Genomic DNA, 21046 nt, shown 5'->3' on the forward strand with positions numbered 1-21046 from the left:
AGTTACGGTGGTTAAAAACGACGCGGGCTGTAAGGCGCGAGATCGACCGGCGGCACGCGCCCCGCCACCAGATCGGCGACGACGCTGCCCGTCACGCCGCCCAGCGTGACGCCCAGATGCTGATGACCGAATGCGTAGACGACGCGCGGCGACGCGCTCGACGCTCCGACGACCGGCAGGCCGTCGGGCAGGCTCGGCCGGAAACCGAGCCAGTCGCTATCCGGTTGAGGCAATTGCGGCAGCGCGAGCCGCGCGGAGCGCGTGATCAGATCGAGCAGCGCGGCATTGCGCTGCGGTCCATAGCCGCCCAGTTCGACGGTGCCCGCGGCGCGGATGCCGCCGTCCATCGGCACCATGTAGAAGCCGCGCTCGGCCCAGCCGCACGGCCGTGAAATCAGCGACGACGTGTCGGGGAAGCGCACGTGATAGCCGCGCTCGGTATCGAGAGGTACGCGGTCGCCGCATTGGCGCGCGAAGCGGCCGGAAAATGCGCCGGCACAGACGACCGCCTGCGCGGCATCATATGCGCGACCCGCGTCGTCGACGATGCGCACGCTGTTGGCGCCCGGCACGAGCGTGCGAACCGCGACGCGCTCATGCCTGAGGCCGCGAGCGAGCAGCGCCGCGTGCAACGCCTGCAAAAAGCCGCGCGGGTCGCCGAGGAACCAGCTGTCGTTGAACAACGTGCCGTGCGCAAAGATCGGCGCGAGATTCGGTTCGAGTGCGGCGATGCCGGCGCGGTCGAAGTTTTCGAAGCGCACGCCGAGCGAGCGGCGCAACGCGAGCGACGGCTGGGCCGCATCGAACGACGCCGCATTCGAATACAGGTACAGGCATTCGCGCGGCCGCACGAAGCGCGACAGGTTATCGCTTTCGAGCATCTCGCGGTAACCGTCGAACGCGCGCGACAGCAGGCTTGCGAGCGCTCGAGCGCTGTGCTCGTAGCGCCGCGGCATCGAGGCGCATACAAAGCGCACAAGCCAAGGCGCGAGTTGCGGCAGATAGCGCCAGCGAATCCGCAGCGGACTCGTCGGCGAAAACAGGAAACGCGGCAGATTGCGGAACACCGCCGGGTTGTTCACCGGAATGCAGCCATAGTTGGCGAACGTGCCCGCATTGCCGTACGACGTGGCCTCGCCCGGACCGAGCGCGTCGAACAGCGTGACGTGGTGACCGTCGCGCATCAGCCAGTAGGCGCTCGATAGGCCGATGAAGCCCGCGCCCAGCACGGCGACTTCGCTCATCGCGTGCGCCGCCTGGCCGCACTGGCCGCCCGACCCGAACTTCCGCCCGATGCATCGACCGGCAGGAGCGTGCTCTGCTGCTCTGTCACGACCGTCCCTCCTGTACCACAGTTGCGCGTCGTCTTTCGACACAACGCCACACAAATCATGCTTTAATACTCACACAAAGTTTTTTTGTGTGCAATTAATTTGGCTTTGTGTGGACTTAGGTACTTTCCCCGAGCGAAACGGGCTGGCATCGTGCAGTGCGATGTACGTCGAGTTGCCGATCCGACGACGAAGCGGTTTAGTATTGGCAGGGTCCTGCACCCTCGAACGGGTTTTTGCATGGAGATTCACGCTGGATGAAAAGCGCAATTGACCACACAAACGGTGAGGACGTGCTCCAGACAAAGGGCCGTCAGCCGACTTATCTCGAAGTGTCGCGCAGCCTCGAGGAACAAGTCCGCAGCGGCCTCTACCCGCCGGGCAGCCGTCTGCCGCCGCAGCGCGAGCTCGCGTTGGAGCTGGGCCTGAATGTCTCCACCGTGTCGCGCGCGTACAAGGAGTTGCAGGCGCGGGGGCTGATCGTCGCGAGCAAGCGGCGCGGCTCGATCGTCACCGGCGGCGCGATGCCTGCCGTGCATGCGCGCAGCGACAGCACATCGGCAAGCGGCCACGCCGACGCGAATGCCGTGCTGGACCTGACCGTGAACCGGCCCGCCACCGGTGAATTCCTCACACAGCTCGCGCGGACGATGGCGCAGATCGCGCACGATCCGCGCTATCCGCAAACCCAGGAATATCAGCCGCCGCAGGGCCCCGAATGGGCGCGGGCCGCGGGCGCGCAATGGCTCGCCGCGCCCGGCTTCACGCCCAGCGCCGACAGCGTGGTCGTGACGAGCGGCGCACAGCATGGCCTGTATGCGGTGCTGAGCAGCCTGATGGGGCATGAAGGCGTGATCCTGTCGGATCAGCTGACCTACTATGGCCTGAAAGCCTTGGCGCCGGTGTTTCAGTTCGAACTGGTCGGCATTCCGAGCGACGACGAAGGGCTGCTGCCCGACCGTCTCGAAGACGCGTGCCGGCATCGGCGCGTAAAGGCGATCTTCACGGTGCCGAATCTGCAGAACCCGACCGTCGTGACGATGAGCCTCGCGCGTCGCGCGGCGCTCGCCGAGATCGCGCGCCGGCATCACATCGTGATCATCGAGGACGACGTGTACGGCCCGCTGCTGCAAGCGCGCTTGCCGACGATTGCGAGCCTGTGCCCGGAGCTGACCTTCCACATCACGTCGACCTCGAAGATCCTCGCACCGGGCCTGCGCATCGGCTATCTGCACACGCCGCCGCATGGCGCGGCGCTGGCCGCGGAAGCGGTGCGCACGACCGCGTGGATGCCCGCGCCGCTGTCGACGCTGATCGCCACGCGCTGGATCGAGGACGGCACCGCGCAGACGATCCTCGACGCGCAACGCGCCGAATTGCGCGCTCGCCAGGAGATCGCGCGCGAACTACTGCCCGCCGAGCATCTGAAGAGCGATCCCGCATGCATGTTCGTGTGGTTGCGGGTGCCGCCGCCGTGGCGCTCGGACGATTTCGCGGCCAACGCGCTCGCGCGCGGCGTCAACACGATGCCGGCCTCTGCGTTCGCGGTGGATCGCTCGACGGTCGAACACGGCGTGCGCATCAATCTCGCTTGCGCCGAGTCGCGCGAGCAGCTGACGCGCGGCCTGCAAATTCTCGCGCACACGCTGCGCGACCGGCCGCGCGCGCTGTTCGGCACGATCTAGACTGCGGTGGAAGCATTGGGCGGAGCCGCTAGAATACGGCACGACCCTGCCCCTGCGAGCCGCCTTCATCCGATGACTCCGTCCGACGATTCGAGCCCCTCCTCGCGCACGCCCGCCGCCGATGCGCTGTTCGCGTTCCTGAAGACGCTGCCGCTCGGCGACCGCTTGATCGAGGGCGGCTTCATGGCCGTGCAGGCGGTGGCGGGCGCGAGTCTCGCGTTCGGCATCGGCCGCGCGCTGCGCACCGAGCAGGCGTTCTGGGCCGCGATCACCGCGATCGCGGTGAGCCAGCACAGCTATATCGACACCCGCAAGCTGTCGCGCGACCAGTTCATCGGCGCGATGGTCGGCGGCATCTGCGGGCTGATCGGCACACTCGCGGGCGGCGGCCATTTTGCGGCATACGCGGCGACCGTCGCGGCCGCGATCCTGATCTGCTGGGTCGTCAACGTCGGCAGCGCGGCGCGCCTTGGCGGTATCACCGCGACGATCATGCTGCTGGCGCCGGGCATCGGCCCCGCGTGGGACAAGGCTTTTCTGCGGCTTGCCGAAGTGACGCTCGGGACGGTCTGCGCGCTCGTGGTCGCGCGGCTGATGGCGTCGCTCGAAAGACGTGCGTTCAACAAGGGCGAAACGCCCAAATAGAATGACACGCGCGCGTCGATTCTTTAGTCAGTCATCCGGAGCATCGTCAGTTTGCGTGCGACGCCGGTAACGTCCCGGCGTCACGCCGACGCTTTGCGCAAACGCCTTGCCGAACGCCGCCTCCGACTGATAGCCGACCGCCTCGCCGATGTCCGCCGCGCTGCGTTGCGTGCGCAACAGCAGGTCGCTGGCGATCGCCATGCGGATCTGCATCAGAAAATCCATCACGGTCATGCCCGCGCGCTCGTTGAAACGGCGCGCGTAGGTCGCGCGCGACATCGCCGCGCGCTCGCCGAGTTCGGAGATCGTCCACGCGCGTTCGGGTGCGTCGAGCATCGCTTGCACCGATGCGCCGAGTCGTGCGTCCGTCAGCAACGCGAGCATGCCGGCGCTGTTCGCATTGCGCTCGCCGTGCACGCGTAGTGCCATTGCGAACAGCGCGTGGCTCAAGGCCGTCACGATGGTGAGCGCGCCAGGCTGACGCCGCGCCGCTTCACCGCGCATCAAAGTGATCAGCGTTTGCAACGCATCGAGCGTCTGTGCGTCTCCGAGCGACACTTGCAGCGGATCGGGCAGCGCATCGAGCAGCAACGCCGACGAACCGGGCGCATAGACGAAGCGGCCGCACAGCAGATCGACGCCTTCATGAGTCGCGGTGTGGTTGGGCGTCTGCGCGGATGTGGCGGCTTCCTCACCGTCGTTGCGCCGCACCGGCAGCATGCCGTCGTGCCCGAGCGTCAGCGGCAGGCCGCCCGCCGAGCGCTTCACGTCGCGCACGCGATGCGCGGCGCCACGCGGAAACAGCATGAAATCGCCGGCCTTCAATTCGAGCTGCTCGCCGGCGGCGGTCTCGATCACGCAACTGCCGTCGAGCACGAGATGAAACGGCGCGACGCCCCTCTCCAGCGGCGCGTGATCGATATCGAATGCGCCTGATAGCAGGCAGCGAAGGTCGAGACTCGCTTGCGGCCGGGCAAGGTCGATCAGGCGACTGAGCGTGTCCATGAGACGAGCGCGCTAAAAGTTGAGTCGAATGAGTATTCAGGATATCGCGGCGCGGCGCAATACTGTTTCCACGACGCCGGCAACCGCTGGCGCGCAACGGACCAAGGAGCACTGCCATGTTGGACTGGATCGATTACCGCAAGGAACTGTTCGGCCGTATCGGCGAAATGTCGAAGCTCGCGCCGGACAGCGTGAAGGCGTATCAGGCGATGTCGAATGCCGGTCAGAAGACCGATCTGCTCGGCGCGAAAACGCGCGAGCTGCTTGCGCTCGCGGTCGCGGTGAGCCTGCGCTGTGACGGCTGTATCACGGTCCATACGGCCGAGGCGCTGAAGCACGGCGCGACCCGCGAGGAAATCGCCGAAGCGCTCGGCGTCGCGATGGCGGTCAACGCGGGCGCGACGCTGGTGTACTCGGCGCGCACGCTGGACGCGGTCGCCGCGCATGCCCAGGGGTAAGCGAGTCGATGATGAGCCGGGGCGCTCGCCAAGTCGGCGTGCGTCGTAACGCGCCGCATCGACCGATCATGTTCGGCGATGCGGCGCGCGGCCTTTGTAGAAGCGATTGATGAAGCGAGTATCAGCCTGCCGCGCGACCTTGCCTCAGAACTGGATCGTCGTGCGCAAGCCGAGAACCGCTTCGTTCCTGATGCGCTGGGACGAATCGTCCGGGTCCGGAATTCCGCCGCCCGGCCGCCAGAAGTACTGGAAGTCCGCTTGCAGCATCCACCACGGCGCGACCTGGTATTGATAAGTGGCTTCGAGCACCGTCTCCGCGCTGCGTGACGGATAGCCCGGCGTGTACAGCGCCTGCGCGCTCGCCAGATTCTGCGCGTGAGAACCGATCTTTGCATAGCCGAGCGCAAGCCCGACCACATCGTTGTCGCGCCCCTTGAACGGCGCCTTGAGCGTGACGCCCGCGTTGACGCCGAGATCGACCAGATTGCGATCGCCCGGCGCACCCATGATGCGGGCGAACACGCCGACCGACTGCGGACTGTCGGGGCCCGCGCGCCACACCATCTGGTCGGCAACCGCGTAGAAGCTGTAGTTGCCGCGATGATTCGTCGGCATGCCGTTGCTCGCCGGATTCGCCAGCGACAGGCCGCCGGTGTCGAAACCCTGATCCGTGAAGTGGTTGCTGTTGTACCAGAAGCCGAGCTTGTAGGTGCCCGGCAGGCCGGCCGGCCTCGGATCGGAAGGATTCGCCGACGGCTGGTTGATCGCGTACTGCAGTTCGCCGATCACGAGCGCGCCGTTGCCGAGATTGAAGTTCGTGCCGCTCGCGTTGAGCTTTTGCGGATCGCCGACGCCTGGCGCCGGGTTGCCGTCGAATACGCCGCCCAGCGCGGTGACGCCGTTCGCGAACGATGCGCGCGCCCTCACGCCGAGCGACGACAGCGGATAGGCCGGCCCGCCCGCGGGCAGATCGACGGCCGGCAGCACCGGCCAGCCAAACGTTGCGTTCATGAAGGTGGCCGCGTACTGGCTGACCATGAACTCCTGATCGAGACTCTGCTGGCCGATCTTCACATCGACGTTGCCGAGCGACTGCTGATACCACAGTTCCCACAGACGGGTCGCGGCGTCGGCTTCGATGCCGCTCGCAGTTTGCAGTGTTTGCAGATTTCTGGCGGTCAGGCTCGTGCCGTGAATCTGCAGACCGGAGACGTTGAAGGTGCCGCCCGGCAATCCGAAGGCCTTTTCCGTATCGACGACGAGTCCGAACCCGGTCAAGCCTTGATAGGCACCGCCGCGATTCGTGCCGCCCGACAGGTTGCCCATGTATTCGCTGGTCTCCTGCAGATTGAACGTCACGCCGTAGTTGCCGAGCCAGGGACGCAGGCCGCCCATTTCGCCGAACAGGTTCGAGCGCTCCCACAATCCGGTCGGCGCTGCGACGGTCTGATCGGCGGGCGCCGCGTTGTCCGTGGCGCCGGGAACCGGTGCGGCCGGTGCAGTCGATGGCGCCGCTTGCGCCGGGGTGGCGTCGCCGGGTGTCTGCGCGAACGCGCAAGGGCCGAGGCCGAGGGAAAGGACCGCAGTCACGGCGATCGAACCGCCGGAGCCCAGTAGTCTGCGCTTGTCGATATTTTTCATCGGTTATTGGGGATCGTAGTTATAGGCGGATCGCTCCGTCGTTATTCGCACATGCACATGGACGTGCGCGAAAGATCCGGCAAACAGCAAGCGCAAATGCGAAAGCGCAATCGCCTCTGCAAGCAGGCTCGCAAACGACGGTCAAAAAAAGAGCAGGCGTGCTACAGAAAACCGACGGCAAGGCCGGTTGGAATTGAAGCGCGCTAACCCGACTTCAGCGAGTCAGCGGCGAAGGAGTGAACCTGCGGCGACTATCTCGCGGTGGTGCTGCCGGTGCTGGCCGGCATTGGGCTTCCACTTTCTGGACACGGGTCCATGGACGGACTCCTTCGATACGTTGGGGCGGATTGTATTGACATGCTCCCCAAAAGCGCAAGTAAAAATCGCACAAGGACGGCCTCGGGTTCTTTCGAAGAATGTTGGCTCTGCTTACAGAATCTGGTTGACTCCGGTTTTTTACCGTCCCCGCCCCTTCCCCGCGCCGCCGTTCCGCCAGCAGCCAGAACGGTGCGCGCCGCGGCAAAGCCCGACTCTCCACGCTGTGGCGCCGCATCGGCTCGCTTTTCTCTTAAGTTCTGCCAAGCTCCTGTCACGAATCGACGCCATCATCGAAAGATTGTGGTGTTGCCTCGTCGTGACCGTTGCTTGCTGAATAAGCCCTTTCATCAACTTGCAATTCGTCATGTTCCAACTCGACGATCCGTCGCGAATCGATGCGCAGGCCACCGCCCTGTACGGCGGCACGACTTCGCTGCTCACAAATACTCACGCCCCCGGAGGTGACTGATGGAGTTCGGTTTCAATCTGAACCGCACCGCCAACGCATCCGCGCGCCGGCTGCTTCCAAACGGCTGGGACTTCGTTGCCTTTCCGCTGATCATCTGCCTGATCGCGATGGCGTCGATCGGCTTTCACGAGACGCTCGCGCCGATGTCGACGCTAAAGACCCAGGCGATCTCGCTCGATCCGGCCAACCTGCCCGAGTACGCGATGCGCACCACGCTGCGCATGCTCGCGGCGATGGTCGCCTCGCTGATCTTCACGCTGGTCTACGGCACGCTGGCCGCCAGGAGCCGCCGCGCCGGCCTCGTGCTGGTGCCGATTCTCGACATCCTGCAGTCGGTGCCGGTGCTCGGCTACATCTCGTTTACGGTCACCTTCTTCCTCGCGATGTTCCCGGGCCGCGTGCTCGGCGCCGAGCTCGCCGCGATCTTCGCGATCTTCACGAGCCAGGCGTGGAACATGACGTTCAGCTTCTACCAGTCGCTGCGCACGGTGCCGCGCGACCTCGATGAGGTGTCGCGCGGCTTTCACCTGACTTCGTGGCAGCGCTTCTGGAAGCTCGAAGTGCCGTTCTCGATGCCGGGCCTGATCTGGAACATGATGATGTCGATGTCGGGCGGCTGGTTCTTCGTCGTGGCTTCCGAAGCGATCACGGTCGGCAACAACACGATTACGCTGCCGGGCATCGGCGCCTACCTGGCGCAGGCGATCAGCGACAAGAACCTGCACGCGATCGGCTGGGTCATCCTCGCGATGACGGTCGTGATCCTCGCCTATGACCAGCTGCTGTTCCGGCCGCTCGTCGCGTGGGCCGACAAGTTCCGCATGGAGACCACGAGTTCGGGCAACGCGCCGCAGTCCTGGCTGCTCGACATGATGCGGCGCACACGTCTGATTCATCAGTTGCTGACGCCGGCGGGCGTGATGCTCGCGAGCACCGCGCGCATCCCTTTGCGTGTGCCTTTCGCGAACGTCCGGCGAGCCAGCCGAGCGCGCAGCGACACTTCGACACGCGTCGGGGACATCGTGTGGGGCGTGCTCGTATTCGTGCTGACGGTCTATGTGATCTATCGCGTCGTCGCCTATGTGCGTACCGGCGTGACGCTCGACGAGGTCGGTCACGTGTTCCTGCTCGGGCTCATCACGCTGCTGCGCGTCGCCGTGCTGATCGCGATCTCGTCGCTGATCTGGGTGCCGATCGGCGTGCTGATCGGCCTGCGTCCGGCGCTCGCGGAAAAGGTCCAGCCGCTCGCGCAATTTCTCGCCGCGTTTCCCGCGAATCTGCTGTTCCCGGTGTTCGTGATCGTGATCGTGCGCTTTCATCTGAATCCGGATATCTGGCTGTCGCCGCTGATCGTGCTCGGCACGCAGTGGTACATCCTGTTCAACGTGATTGCGGGCGCGACCGCCTATCCGAACGACTACCGCGAGGCGGCCACCAACTTCCGCATCCGCGGCTGGCAATGGTGGCGCCAGGTGATGCTGCCGGGCGTGTTCCCTTACTACGTGACCGGCGCGATCACCGCGTCGGGCGGTGCGTGGAACGCGAGCATCGTGTCCGAGTTCGTCCAGTGGGGCGATACCAAGGTCGCCGCGCATGGCCTCGGCGCCTATATCGCCGAGACGACCGCCGCCGGCGACTTTCCGAAGATCATCCTTGGCGTCGCCGTGATGGCGCTATTCGTCACGCTGTTCAACCGCGCGCTGTGGCGCCCCCTGTATGCCTTCGCCGAATCAAGGCTCCGACTCGACCAGGAGTAAAGCCATGCAAAACGTCATTCAAGCCATCCCCGCCGACCTGCTCCAGTCGTCGCCGCGCCTGGGCGCGCAGGTGCTGAACATCGAGCACGTGAGCCGCGGCTTTCATAAAAATCAGAGCGAGCTGCTGGTGCTCGACGACGTGAATCTGACGCTGCGCGAGGGCGAGATCGTCGGCCTGCTCGGCCGCTCGGGCTCGGGCAAGTCGACGCTGCTGCGCATCATCGCCGGTTTGATCCGGCCGACGAGCGGCAACGTGACCTACCTGGGCAAGCCGCTCGACGGTCCAGCCGAGGGCGTCGCGATGGTGTTCCAGACCTTCGCGTTGTTTCCGTGGCTGACGGTGCTGCAGAACGTCGAAGCGGGGCTGGAGGCGCTCGGCGTCGGCATCGAGGAGCGGCGCACGCGCGCGCTCGCGGCGATCGATCTGATCGGTCTCGACGGCTTCGAAAACGCGTATCCGCGCGAGCTGTCGGGCGGCATGCGGCAGCGCGTCGGCTTCGCACGCGCGCTCGTCGTCGATCCGACCATCCTGCTGATGGACGAGCCGTTCTCCGCGCTCGACGTGCTGACCGCCGAAACGCTGCGTACCGACCTGCTCGACCTGTGGAACCAGGACCGCATGCCGATCAAGTCGGTTCTTATAGTCACGCACAACATCGAGGAAGCCGTGTTCATGTGCGATCGCATCCTCGTACTGTCGTCGAACCCCGGGCGCGTGGTGGCCGAGACCGTGGTGCCGTTCGCTCATCCGCGCAACCGGCTCGACCCGGATTTTCGCGCGCTCGTCGACGAAATCTACGCGAAGATGACCGCGCGCCCCACTGGAGCCGCGGCCAAACGCGAACTCGAACCCGGCAGCTGGTTGCCGAACGTGTCGACGAACCTGATGGCTGGTCTGATCGAAACGCTTGCGGCAGCGCCCTATAACGGCCGCGCCGACATGCCCGAGATTGCGCGCACGCTGCAGTTGGAAGTCGACGAACTGTTCCCGATCGCCGAGATGCTGCAGTACCTCGGCTTTGCCGAAGTCAGCGAGGGCGATGTGTTCCTCACGCCGCCCGCGCATCGATTCGCCGAGGGCAGCACGCAGGAGCGCAAGATCATGTTCGCCGATCATCTGTTGCAGTGTGTGCCGCTCGCCGCGCGAATCAGGAAGGTCCTCAACGAACGGCCCGGACATCGCGCGCCGCGCGTGCGCTTCGAGCAGGAGCTCGAGGACCTGCTGTCCGACAGCGCGGCGCAGGAAACCCTCGATGCGGTGATCGACTGGGGCCGTTACGCGGAAATCTTCTCGTACAACGACAAGACGGAAACCTTCAGTCTCGCGGATGTCGAGACCTGAGCGGGGCCGAAACGAAATGGCCGCGGAGAACCTGACGGAGGTGCTCCGCGGCCATTTTCCAGTTCGCACCGACTTTCACGGATTGATCTCGCCCGCACCGGGCCGGCCACGCAGCCGCCCGGCGATGCGGCCGAACGCGTACCACTGCTGAGCGATCAGCCCATCCCCATACGAGCGCGCGGCACCATGCGGCGCGGGCAGCTGATCGCGGATGCCGGTCGGCTCGACGGCGCGCTCCCACGACCCGGTGCCGAACAGCATGTCCCACCACGGGAACAGCACGCCGAAGTTGCAGCCGTAGGGGGTGCCTTCGTGGCCATAGCCGATCGCATGATGACGCCGATGAAACGCCGGGCTCACGATCAGGCGTTCGAGCAGCCATCCATACGGGAGGCGCGCATTCACGTGCTGCACGCTCTGCATGAAATTGCCGAGCGCGACGAGCACGACGAATTGGTTTGGCTGCACGCCGATGAACAGCGCAATGGCCGCAAAAAACGCCGCCTGCAAGATGTCGTCCAAAAAGTGATTGCGGTCGTCGGCCCACAGCGACATCTGCCGCTGGCTGTGATGAACCGCATGCAATTCCCACCACACGCCGAACCGATGTTGCCAGCGGTGATACCAGTAGCCGGCGAAATCGAGCACGATCAGGTAGATCAGAAACGACACGAGCGGCTGATCGGTTACGCCCGGCCACAAATCATCGACGTCGATGTTGGGCACGTTGTGGATCGCCATCAGGCTCTGCCAATGATTGAAGAACGGCTGCAGCAGAAAGAAGAACGCAAGATTGACGATGCCGAGCTTGGCGATCCACGTGTAGATCACGTCCGCGCGCAACGCCCTGCGGTCCGCCCATGTCTCCACCGGGCGCAGCGCTTCGAGCGGGCGCAACACCAGATACGACACGAGTATCTGCATCGCGCCGACGATCACCCAGTAGAGCGCGTCGTAAGTGTCTTCGTCATAGCCCATCAGATTGAAGCGGTAGAAGATCGGCTGGACCACGTCGACGTACAGCAGCGTCTGCAGGGCTGAGATGCCATTGTCGAGTTGAGCGACGAGTTCGTGAATCATGTAAAGCCTTTCGGGTTGCCTCAGTCGGGATTGGGCGCGTAGACCGGCGCGCGGTTGGCGAAATAAAGACCGTGCGGCGAGCGCCCCACCGCGATCGTATCCACCAGCCGATGCGTGCTCAGGTCGATGACGCCGACGTGCCTCGCGAAGCGGAACGTGACCCATAGATAGCGCCGGTCCGCCGATAGTTCCATGTCGTCAGGGCCCGGCATCAAACCGGTGATGTCGGCCACTTTGGTCAGCGTGTTGTAATCGAGAATGCTGATCGTGTTCTCCACGCGATTCGACACGGCAAGATGCTGGCCATCGTCGAGATTGCGGAAGTTGTGCGCGCCGCGGCCCGTGTGGATCTTCTTCACGAGTTGGCGGTTCTTCCAGTCGACCACCGCGACATTGTCTTCGCCCGTCATGCCGACGAGCAGATAACGATCGCCCGGGGTCATCCAGAGTCCGGCCGGCGTCTTGCCCACATGCAGCTTCCACGACACTGACTGTGTCGGCAGATCGATCGCCGCGACCTCGCCCGTGTCCTGAAGCGTGACGAACACGGTGCGGTTATCGGCTGCAAAGGTCAGGTGGCTCGGGGTCTTCGCGAGCGGAATCCGCTTCGCGAGCGTCACGTTCTCGCCATCGTAGTGATAGATATCGAGGCGATCGAGCCTCAGGCCCGCGGTGACGAACCACTTATGGTCGGGCGAAAAACCAAGCTGGTACGGGTCTTCGATGCCCTCGACACGGCGTTGCACCCGGCCGCTGTGCGGGTCGACGAACATCAGGTCGTTCGAAATCGCATCCGCGACGATCAGCGAACGACCATCGGGCGTGATCATCAGATGATGAGGCTCCTTGCCGGTCGGCTCGGTGCCGATCACTTTGTGCGTGACGGGATCGATCAACGTAAGCTGCGCTTCGCCCGAGTCGAGCACGATCACGTTGTCGGCGGCGTGGGCGAGATGAGGCAATGTCAGCGAACAGCAAGCCAACGCCACGAAAGCGCCGGTTTTTGTAATCGAAGCGAATGCGAATGTCACGAACCGGATAGGACTCTGAAATACAACGCTGGGCATCGGTGCGGCCGATGCGGAACAAGACCTGCCGTGTGAAGTCTACGCGCAATCGCGTGGCAAATGTGATGAAGATCGCGGCCGCGCGAGCATCGAACTCGCGCCGCCCAACGATGAAGATTCAGGCCTTCTTCAGCGTTCGCGAGAACGCCGTCGCGCTATCGCTGCACGACGTGCCGAACCTCGGCCAGTTGTTGCCGGCGCTGTTCGCCCTGCCGCTCCAGCATCCAGCCCGGATACTCGGCGGGCAGCGCGCTGACCTCGGCGAGCTTCGCGAGCTCATCGGCGGATAGCGCGACGTTGGTCGCCGCGATGTTGTCGTCGAGCTGCTCGATCTTCTTCGCGCCGACGATCACCGTGCTGACGACACGCTGATGCAGCAGCCACGCCAGCGCGATCTGTGCGACCGATACGGTCTTCGCCGCGGCCATCTCGCGCATTACGTCGATGCAGTCGTACGCACGCTCGCGATCGATCGGCGGAAAATCGAAAGTCGTGCGACGGCTGCCCGCTTCACCCTGCTGTTGACGTCCGTATTTGCCGCTCAGAAAACCACCCGCGAGCGGACTCCATACCATCAGACCGAGGCCTTCGCTTTGCAGCATCGGCACGAGCTCGCGTTCGAGATCGCGGCCCGCGAGCGAGTAATACGCCTGCAGCGTTTCGAAGCGCGCGGTGCCGAGCCGCTCGGCGATGCCGAGCGCCTTCGCGATTTGCCATGCGGCCCAGTTCGACACGCCGACATAGCGCACGTGGCCGTGCTGCACGAGCGTATCGAGCGCGCGCACGGTTTCTTCGATCGGCGTGGCCGGATCGAAACCGTGGATCTGATAGAGGTCGACGTGATCGAGTTGTAGACGCTTCAGGCTCGCCTTGATGCCGTCGAGGATGTGATAGCGCGACGCACCGCGCGCGTTGGCGAACTCGCCGGTCTGGCCGAACACCTTGGTCGCGATCACGACCTTGTCGCGCGGCACTTTCAGATTTTTCAGCGCGTTGCCCGTGATGAGCTCGGACAGGCCGCCCGCGTAGACGTCGGCCGTGTCGATGAAATTAATGCCCGCGTCGAGCGCCCGGCCGACTAGCCGCTCCGCGTCGCTTTGCTGCAGATCGCCGATCTGCCGCCAGATGCCTTCGCCACCGCCGAAGGTCATCGTGCCCAAACACAACTCGGATACAAACACACCGGTACGGCCCAACTGGTTATATCGCATCGTCGACGCTCCATCGTGGGGACAGGGAGAATCGTCAAGCGTACTGCAAATGGCAGAGGCTGGCAGGACGGGCGCACGCGGCGAGACTACGAATTCCAGCAGTTACGCAACGCCCAACGCGCCGCACACGAGCGCCAAAAACCTGCGAGACTGACCGCTATTGCGTCGTCAGCGTCGAATGCCCCGCAAGCGCAAAACCGGGCGACATGAGCGGGTACTGATCCAGCCGCCCGCCACTGGATATCCCCCGCGCCGCCCTCATCTACACGAGCATGACTTCGGCAAAAACTGCCGCCGCACTCGACGCGGCGCCCCGCTCCCGCAAGGCCCGCTCCACCGCGAGCGCGGCGCGGCCCGTCGCACCTTCCTTACCGCCAGCCCCGCAGGCGCTCGCCGGCTTTCACCCGGCCGTTGCCAGCTGGTTCCAGAAAACCTTCGCCGCCCCGACCGATGCGCAAGCCGCCGCCTGGCCGCAAATCCGCAGCGGCCGCTCGACGCTGGTCGCCGCGCCGACCGGCTCCGGCAAGACGCTGACGGCGTTCCTGTCCGCGCTGAACGACCTGGTGTCGCAAGGCCTCGCGAACGACGGCGTGCTGCCCGACGAAACGCTGGTCGTCTACGTGTCGCCGCTGAAGGCGCTGTCGAACGACATACGTCTGAACCTGCAACTGCCGCTCCAAGGCATCGCCGCCGAACTCGACGCGCTCGGCCTGCCGCCGCTCGACATCCGCACCGCCGTGCGCACCGGCGACACCACGCAGCAGGAACGCAACGCGCTGAAAAAGCGCGCGCCGCACATTCTCGTGACGACGCCCGAGTCGCTATACGTGCTGCTCGGCTCCGATTCGGGCCGCCGCATGCTGGCGACGGTGCGCACGGTGATCGTCGATGAAATTCACGCGCTCGCGGGCAGCAAGCGCGGCAGTCATCTCGCGCTGAGCCTCGAACGGCTCGACGCGCTCTGCGGCCGGCCCCTGCCGCGCATCGGGCTGTCGGCGACGCAAAAGCCGGTCAGCGCGGTCGCGCGGTTTCTGGTCGGCGGCGCGAGCCTCGATAGCGACGTGCCGGCCGAGTGCGCGGTGATCGACGTCGGTCACGTCCGCGCGCGCGACCTCGCGCTGGAGATCCCGCCGGTGCCGCTCGAAGCGGTGATGGCCAACGAAGTGTGGGAGCGCGTCTATGACCGGCTCGCCGAACTGGTCGCGCAGCATCGCACGACGCTCATCTTCGTCAACACGCGCCGCATGGCCGAGCGCGCCGCCCGTCATCTGACCGAGCGGCTCGGCAAGGACGCGGTCGCCGCGCATCACGGCAGCCTCGCGAAAGAACATCGTTTCGACGCCGAACAGCGCCTGAAACACGGCGAGCTGCGCGTGCTGATCGCGACCGCGTCGCTGGAGCTCGGCATCGATATCGGCGACGTCGATCTCGTCTGCCAGATGGGTTCGCCGCGCGCGATCGCGCCGTTCCTGCAACGCGTCGGCCGCTCGGGGCACCACGTCGGCGGCATGCCGAAGGGGCGGCTCTTTCCGGCCTCGCGCGACGATCTGCTCGAATGCGCGGCGCTGCTCGATTGCGTGCGGCGTGGCGAGCTCGATGCGTTGCGCATCCCGCGCGCGCCGCTCGACGTGCTCGCGCAACAGATCGTCGCGGAAGTGTCGAGCGCCGAGTGGAGCGAGGATGCGCTGTTCGACATGCTGCGGCGTGCCGCGCCGTACGCGGATCTGCCGCGCGAGCAATACGACGCGGTGCTGCGCATGCTCGCCGAGGGCTACACGAGCCGCCACGGTCCGCGTGCTGCGTATGTGCATCGCGATGCGGTCAGCGGCACGTTGCGCGGCCGGCGCGGCGGCAAGCTGGTCGCGGTGACCTCGGGCGGCACGATTCCCGAGAACGCCGATTACGCGGTCGTGCTCGAACCGCAGGCGCTCAATATCGGCACCGTCAACGAGGACTTCGCGGTCGAAAGCCTCGCCGGCGATGTGTTCCAGCTCGGCAACGCGTCGTACCGGATTCTGCGCATCGAAAGCGGCCGCGTGCGGGTCGAGGATGCGCAAGGCCAGCCGCCGAACATTCCGTTCTGGCTCGGCGAGGCGCCGGGCCGCAGCGACGAGCTGTCGTTCGCGGTTGCGAGATTGCGGGAGCAGGTCGAAGCGTTGCTGACGGAGGGCGAGACACGAGCAACCACGGCAACCGCCGTAGCCGCAAGCGAACTCGAGCCCACCGCGCCGCGTCTCGACCACGCTATCACCTGGCTCGCCGACAACCTCGCGCTCGACGAACCGGCCGCGCGCCAGATCGTCGAATACCTGGCGCGCGCCCGCGCCGCGCTCGGAGTCTTGCCGACGCAGAGCACGCTCGTGATGGAGCGCTTTTTCGACGAATCGGGCGGCACCCAGCTCGTGATCCACTCACCGTTCGGCAGCCGCGTGAATCGCGCGTGGGGGCTCGCGCTGCGCAAGCGCTTCTGCCGCAGCTTCAACTTCGAGCTGCAGGCGGCGGCCACCGAAGACGCGATCGTGCTGTCGCTGACCGGCGGCCACTCGTTCGTGCTCGACGAGGTGTGGCGCTATCTGCATTCGAACAGCGCCGAGCATCTGCTGATCCAGGCGCTGCTCGATGCGCCGTTATTCGGCGTGCGCTGGCGCTTGAACGCGACGACCTCGCTCGGCCTGCCGCGCTACACGGGCGGGCGCAAGACCGCGCCGCAACTGCAGCGCATGCGTAGCGAGGATCTGCTTGCAAGCGTGTTTCCCGAACAGGCCGCGTGTCTGGAGAACGTCGTCGGCGAACGCGAGGTGCCGCGCCACCCATTAGTCGAGCAAACCATCGACGACTGCCTGCACGACGCGATGGACAGCGAACGTTGGCTCGCGCTGCTACGCCAGATCGAGCACGGCGAGTTGCGGCTCGTCGCGCGTGATCTGCCGGCGCCGTCGCCGCTCGCCGCCGAAATCCTGACCGCGAAGCCCTATGCATATCTGGACGACGCGCCGATCGAGGAGCGCCGCACCCAGGCGGTGCTGAACCGCCGCTGGACCGACCCTGAAAGCGCCGACGATCTCGGCGCGCTCGACGCCGCCGCGATCGACAGCGTGCGCGACGAGGCCTGGCCGCAAGCACGCAACGCCGACGAAATGCACGAAGCGCTGACGGGCCTCGCCTGCATCACAGAAGCCGAGGCGCGCACGCATGAAGATTGGCCGACGCTGCTTGCGGCGTTGGCGAAAGCCGGCCGGGCGACGCGCTTGCCGCTGGCCGCGCAAGCAGACGCAAGCACGGGCAACGACAACGTCAGCAACGGCGCACTGTGGCTGCCCGCCGAACGCCTGACCTGCTTCGAAGCGCTCTACCCCGGCATCGCGCGCAATCGCTACACGCCGCCGCTGAGCGCCCCGAAGGGCTACACCGAAAGCTGGAGCGCCGACGACGCGCTCGTCGACGTGCTGCGCGCGCGGCTGACCGGTTTCGGCCCGCTGACGGTCGACGCGATCGCGCGCCCGCTCGGTTTGCCGGCCGCGCGGATCGAACCGGCGCTGATCCGTCTCGAGGCCGAAGGCTACTTGTTGCGCGGCCGCTTCACGCCGCACACGAGCCACGAAGAATGGTGCGAGCGGCACCTGCTCGCACGCATCCATCGCTACACGGTGAAGCGGCTGCGGCGTGAGATCGAGCCGGTCGAGCGGCACGACTTCATGCGCTTCCTGTTCGAATGGCAGCATCTGACGCCGACCACGCGCGCCGAAGGCCGCGACGCGCTCGCCGCCGCGCTGGACCAGCTCGAAGGCTTCCAGGCCGCGGCCGGCGCATGGGAGGAGGACATCCTGCCCGCGCGGGTGCGCGCCTACACCAGCAGTTCGCTCGATGAGCTATGCCGCGCCGGCAAGATCGTCTGGACCCGCCTGACCGAGCGGGCGCGCGGCGCCGCCGGTCCGGTCCGCGGCACGCCGATCGTGCTGCTGCCGCGCGCGCAGTTGCGCGCGTGGCGCGCGCTGCTCGATCCCGCGCGCCAGGTCGAGTTGTCGGCGCTCGCGCAAAGCGTGCACGACACCCTCGCGCAACACGGCGCGATGTTCTTCGACGAACTGCTCGCCGAGGTGCGCGTGCTGCGCATGGAGCTCGAAAACGCGCTCGGCGAGCTGGTCGCGGCCGGCCTCGCGAACTCGGACAGCTTCGCGGGCCTGCGCGCGTTGCTAAAGCCGATCGCCAAACGCAACGCGTTTTCCAGCAGCCGGCGCGCGCGAGCGAGCGCGCTGATCGGCGGCATGGACGACGCCGGGCGTTGGGCGCTCGTAAGCCGCCCGTCCGCCGTCGCGCCGGAAAATCCGTCCGGGCGGCGCAGTCAGTTGCCGCCCGAGGTGCTCGAACACGTCGCAATGACGTTGTTGCGCCGCTACGGCGTGGTGTTCTGGCGCGTGCTCGAACGCGAGGCCGAATGGCTGCCGCCGTGGCGCGATCTGCTGCGCGTGCTGCAGCGGCTCGAGGCGCGTGGCGTGATCCGCGGCGGGCGTTTCGTCAACGGGCTAGCGGGCGAGCAGTTCGCGCTGCCCGAGGCGATTCCGCTGCTGCGCGAGGTGCGGCGGCAAGCGAACGACGGTGCGCTTATCTGCGTCGCGGGAACCGATCCGCTGAATCTCGTCGGCACGCTGCTGGTAGGCGACAAGGTGCCGGCCGTGACCGGCAACCGCGTGCTGTATCGCGACGGCGTGACGGCGGCCACGCTGGTGGCCGGCAAGTTCTGCTTCGACGCGGCGCTCGACGCCAATCCGATCGAGCGCGAACGCGCCCGCGCGCTGCTCACACACCGCTTCTAACGACGTCACCGTGGCGTCGTTTTGCCATGCCATCATGCCGCCGCGCGCGGCCACGCCGGCTCGTGCTCATGGTTAGCAAAACGTTAATGATTCGTCGCTCGAATTGTCACGCTTGGATACAATGGGACAGTTTCACTTTAGTATGAGGAAGACCGTCTGTCGCCGCCCGCCTTGATAGCGACCGCCGGCACTCTCCGGGGATTTCATGAGCGACGAGCTACACGACCAGGTGCTTCACGCGCGGTTCGGCACGAGCAGCCCTCGCTGGTGCCTAGCGGCGGCCAGCGACACGCTGGAACTCGCGCCGGCGCACGGCCACGCGGCTGCCGGCGTCGCCATTCCCCTCCACTCTTGCCAAGCCTCCCAGATCCGCGCGCTGAGCGGCGTCACCTCGCACGTAGTCGTCGACGTGCAGTTGGACGGCGCGCCGCTGCGGCTGCATCTGGTCGGCAAGAAACTCGATTGTCATCGCTGGGGCGGCACCGCCTCGACCCATGCCGACACCGAATCCGTCGCGCGCGCACTGCTGCACGGTCTGTCGTTCGCCGAACAGGTCGTCTCCGAGGTCAATTCGGTCGTCGTCATCGTCGACCGGCACGGCCGGATACAACGCTTCAACCGGCTCGCCGAGGAGCTGACCGGGCTCAAGGAAGAGGACATCATCGGCCGCAGCGTCTGGACGCTGTTCATGTCGTCAGACGACGGCGCGGTCTCGAACCAGGTCAGCGCGCACTTCTTCAACCGTGGCGAACCGTACGAGATCGAACGGCGCATCAAAACGGTGCATGGGGAGCGGCTGTTCCTGTTTCGCAACAAGTTCGTGAGCAGCGGCAGCGGCATCGAAGACCAGTTCCTGATCTGCTCGGGGACCGACATCACTGAGCAACGGCTCGCGCAGGACCGGCTGATCGAGCAGGCCACCACCGACCCGCTCACCGGCCTCGCCAATCGCAACGCGATCCAGGAGCGCATCCAGATCGCGATCGAACAGGCCGCGCCCGGCGAAACCATCGGCGTACTGTTTCTCGATCTCGACAACTTCAAGAAGGTCAACGATCACTACGGCCACGTGTTCGGCGACCGGCTGATCTGCGATGTGTCGGACGCGATCCGCAACTGTCTGAATCCGGGCGACTCGCTCGCACGTCTCGGGGGCGACGAATTCATCGTGCTCGCGGCGAAGGGCTCCGCGCATGGCCTGGAAAACACCGCGCAGCGCATTCTCGATCGCATGCGCATGCCGTTCGCGGTCGGGCTCGTCGAGGTCTATACCGGCTGCTCGATCGGCATCGCGCGTTGGCCCGAGCATGGCGAAACGCTCGAATCGCTGATCCGTTCGGCCGACACGGCGATGTACGTCGCGAAGGACGAAGGCAAGCGCACGCATCGCGTGTTCTCGCCGGACATGAACCGCCGCGTCGCCGAGTTCATGTGGCTCGACACGAATCTGCGCCGCGGGCTCGAGGAAGGCCAGTTCGCGCTGCACTATCAGCCGAAGCTGAACCTCGCCACGGGCGCCGTGCAAGGCGCGGAAGCGCTGGTGCGCTGGAACTCGCCGGAGCGCGGGCAGATCATGCCTGCGGAATTCATCCGTTATGCCGAGGAATCCGGCTTGATCGGCGTGCTCGGCCGCTGGGTGATGGAGACCGCCGCGAAACAGGCGGCCCGCTGGAAGGCGGCCGGCTACGACCTGCGCGTCGCGATCAACGTGTCGGCGCGACAGCTCACGGATACGGCCGTGGTCCGCCATTTCACCGAGGCGTTGCAGCATGCGAGCCTCGATCCCTGCCTGGTCGATCTCGAGTTGACCGAAAGCTGCCTGATCGAAAACGAAGCGGCCGCGATCGAACTGATCAAGCAGTTCCGCCAGCTCGGCGCGCAGGTGCATCTGGACGACTTCGGCACCGGTTACTCGTCGCTGTCGCAACTCGGCCGTATTCCGCTCGACGTGATCAAGCTCGACCGCAGCTTCACGCGCTCGATCCACGCGGATATGAAGGCACAGGCGCTGGTGCGCTCGATGGTCGCGGTCGCGCAGGAACTCGATTTCCAGGTCGTCGCCGAGGGGATCGAAACCGATGCGGAAGAAACCTTCATGAAGGGCCTGGGCGTCGATTACGTGCAGGGTTTCCTGTACGCGCGGCCGATGCCCGCCGCCGAATTCGAGCGCTGGCTGCTCGATAGGCGCAAGCTCAGGCTGATCGCCTGAGCCTTGCTGTCGCG

At 65.8% G+C, this 21046-nt stretch carries 13 protein-coding genes; 7 read left to right on the forward strand and 6 right to left on the reverse strand.

Annotation, left to right across the window (positions count from 1 at the left end; all coding sequences use genetic code 11):
- Positions 1-11: 11 nt before the first annotated feature.
- Complete coding sequence (locus AB3X96_RS12705; protein WP_368590003.1) at positions 12-1244, reverse strand: NAD(P)/FAD-dependent oxidoreductase; 1233 nt, start codon at positions 1242-1244, stop codon at positions 12-14.
- A 344-nt stretch (positions 1245-1588) separates the two neighbouring features.
- Between AB3X96_RS12705 and AB3X96_RS12710 the strand changes: the two genes are divergently transcribed.
- On the forward strand, positions 1589-3016 hold the full coding sequence (locus AB3X96_RS12710; protein WP_176106073.1) for a PLP-dependent aminotransferase family protein: 1428 nt from the start codon (positions 1589-1591) through the stop codon (positions 3014-3016).
- A gap of 72 nt (positions 3017-3088) precedes the next feature.
- On the forward strand, positions 3089-3661 hold the full coding sequence (locus AB3X96_RS12715) for an aromatic acid exporter family protein (RefSeq protein ID WP_368590004.1): 573 nt from the start codon (positions 3089-3091) through the stop codon (positions 3659-3661).
- Positions 3662-3688: 27 nt separating this feature from the next.
- Here AB3X96_RS12715 and AB3X96_RS12720 read toward each other — a convergent pair whose 3' ends face one another.
- The gene (locus tag AB3X96_RS12720) at positions 3689-4666 is read right to left on the reverse strand and encodes a cupin domain-containing protein (RefSeq protein ID WP_368590005.1); all 978 of its coding nucleotides are present in this window, start codon (positions 4664-4666) and stop codon (positions 3689-3691) included.
- Positions 4667-4782: 116 nt separating this feature from the next.
- Between AB3X96_RS12720 and AB3X96_RS12725 the strand changes: the two genes are divergently transcribed.
- Complete coding sequence (locus AB3X96_RS12725; RefSeq protein WP_368590006.1) at positions 4783-5124, forward strand: carboxymuconolactone decarboxylase family protein; 342 nt, start codon at positions 4783-4785, stop codon at positions 5122-5124.
- A 144-nt stretch (positions 5125-5268) separates the two neighbouring features.
- Here AB3X96_RS12725 and AB3X96_RS12730 read toward each other — a convergent pair whose 3' ends face one another.
- Positions 5269-6765 (reverse strand): carbohydrate porin, encoded by a 1497-nt coding sequence (locus tag AB3X96_RS12730; protein ID WP_368590007.1) that lies wholly within the window; start codon positions 6763-6765, stop codon positions 5269-5271.
- A 786-nt stretch (positions 6766-7551) separates the two neighbouring features.
- Here AB3X96_RS12730 and AB3X96_RS12735 point away from each other — a divergent pair.
- Together AB3X96_RS12735 and AB3X96_RS12740 are read left to right on the forward strand one after the other, a co-directional pair.
- Entirely contained in the window at positions 7552-9309 is a 1758-nt protein-coding gene (locus AB3X96_RS12735; RefSeq protein WP_368590008.1) for an ABC transporter permease, read from the forward strand.
- A 4-nt stretch (positions 9310-9313) separates the two neighbouring features.
- The gene (locus AB3X96_RS12740) at positions 9314-10651 is read left to right on the forward strand and encodes an AAA-associated domain-containing protein (RefSeq protein WP_368590009.1); all 1338 of its coding nucleotides are present in this window, start codon (positions 9314-9316) and stop codon (positions 10649-10651) included.
- A 75-nt stretch (positions 10652-10726) separates the two neighbouring features.
- On the opposite strand, the gene AB3X96_RS12745 is transcribed toward AB3X96_RS12740, so the two are convergent.
- From AB3X96_RS12745 to AB3X96_RS12755, 3 genes are all read right to left on the reverse strand, one after another.
- On the reverse strand, positions 10727-11731 hold the full coding sequence (locus tag AB3X96_RS12745; protein ID WP_368590010.1) for a sterol desaturase family protein: 1005 nt from the start codon (positions 11729-11731) through the stop codon (positions 10727-10729).
- Positions 11732-11751: 20 nt separating this feature from the next.
- Complete coding sequence (locus tag AB3X96_RS12750; RefSeq protein ID WP_368590011.1) at positions 11752-12798, reverse strand: YncE family protein; 1047 nt, start codon at positions 12796-12798, stop codon at positions 11752-11754.
- Between the two features lie 155 nt (positions 12799-12953).
- The gene (locus AB3X96_RS12755) at positions 12954-14009 is read right to left on the reverse strand and encodes an aldo/keto reductase (protein ID WP_368590012.1); all 1056 of its coding nucleotides are present in this window, start codon (positions 14007-14009) and stop codon (positions 12954-12956) included.
- A 272-nt stretch (positions 14010-14281) separates the two neighbouring features.
- Between AB3X96_RS12755 and AB3X96_RS12760 the strand changes: the two genes are divergently transcribed.
- Both AB3X96_RS12760 and pdeR read left to right on the forward strand, forming a co-directional pair.
- Positions 14282-18823: a DEAD/DEAH box helicase gene (locus tag AB3X96_RS12760; RefSeq protein ID WP_368590013.1), complete on the forward strand. Its 4542-nt coding sequence runs from the start codon at positions 14282-14284 to the stop codon at positions 18821-18823.
- Positions 18824-19028: 205 nt separating this feature from the next.
- Entirely contained in the window at positions 19029-21032 is a 2004-nt protein-coding gene (gene pdeR / locus AB3X96_RS12765) for a cyclic di-GMP phosphodiesterase (RefSeq protein ID WP_368590014.1), read from the forward strand.
- The last annotated feature ends 14 nt before the right edge of the window (positions 21033-21046 follow it).

The sequence above is a fragment of the Paraburkholderia sp. BR13439 genome (assembly GCF_040948805.1).
GTDB lineage: Bacteria > Pseudomonadota > Gammaproteobacteria > Burkholderiales > Burkholderiaceae > Paraburkholderia > Paraburkholderia youngii.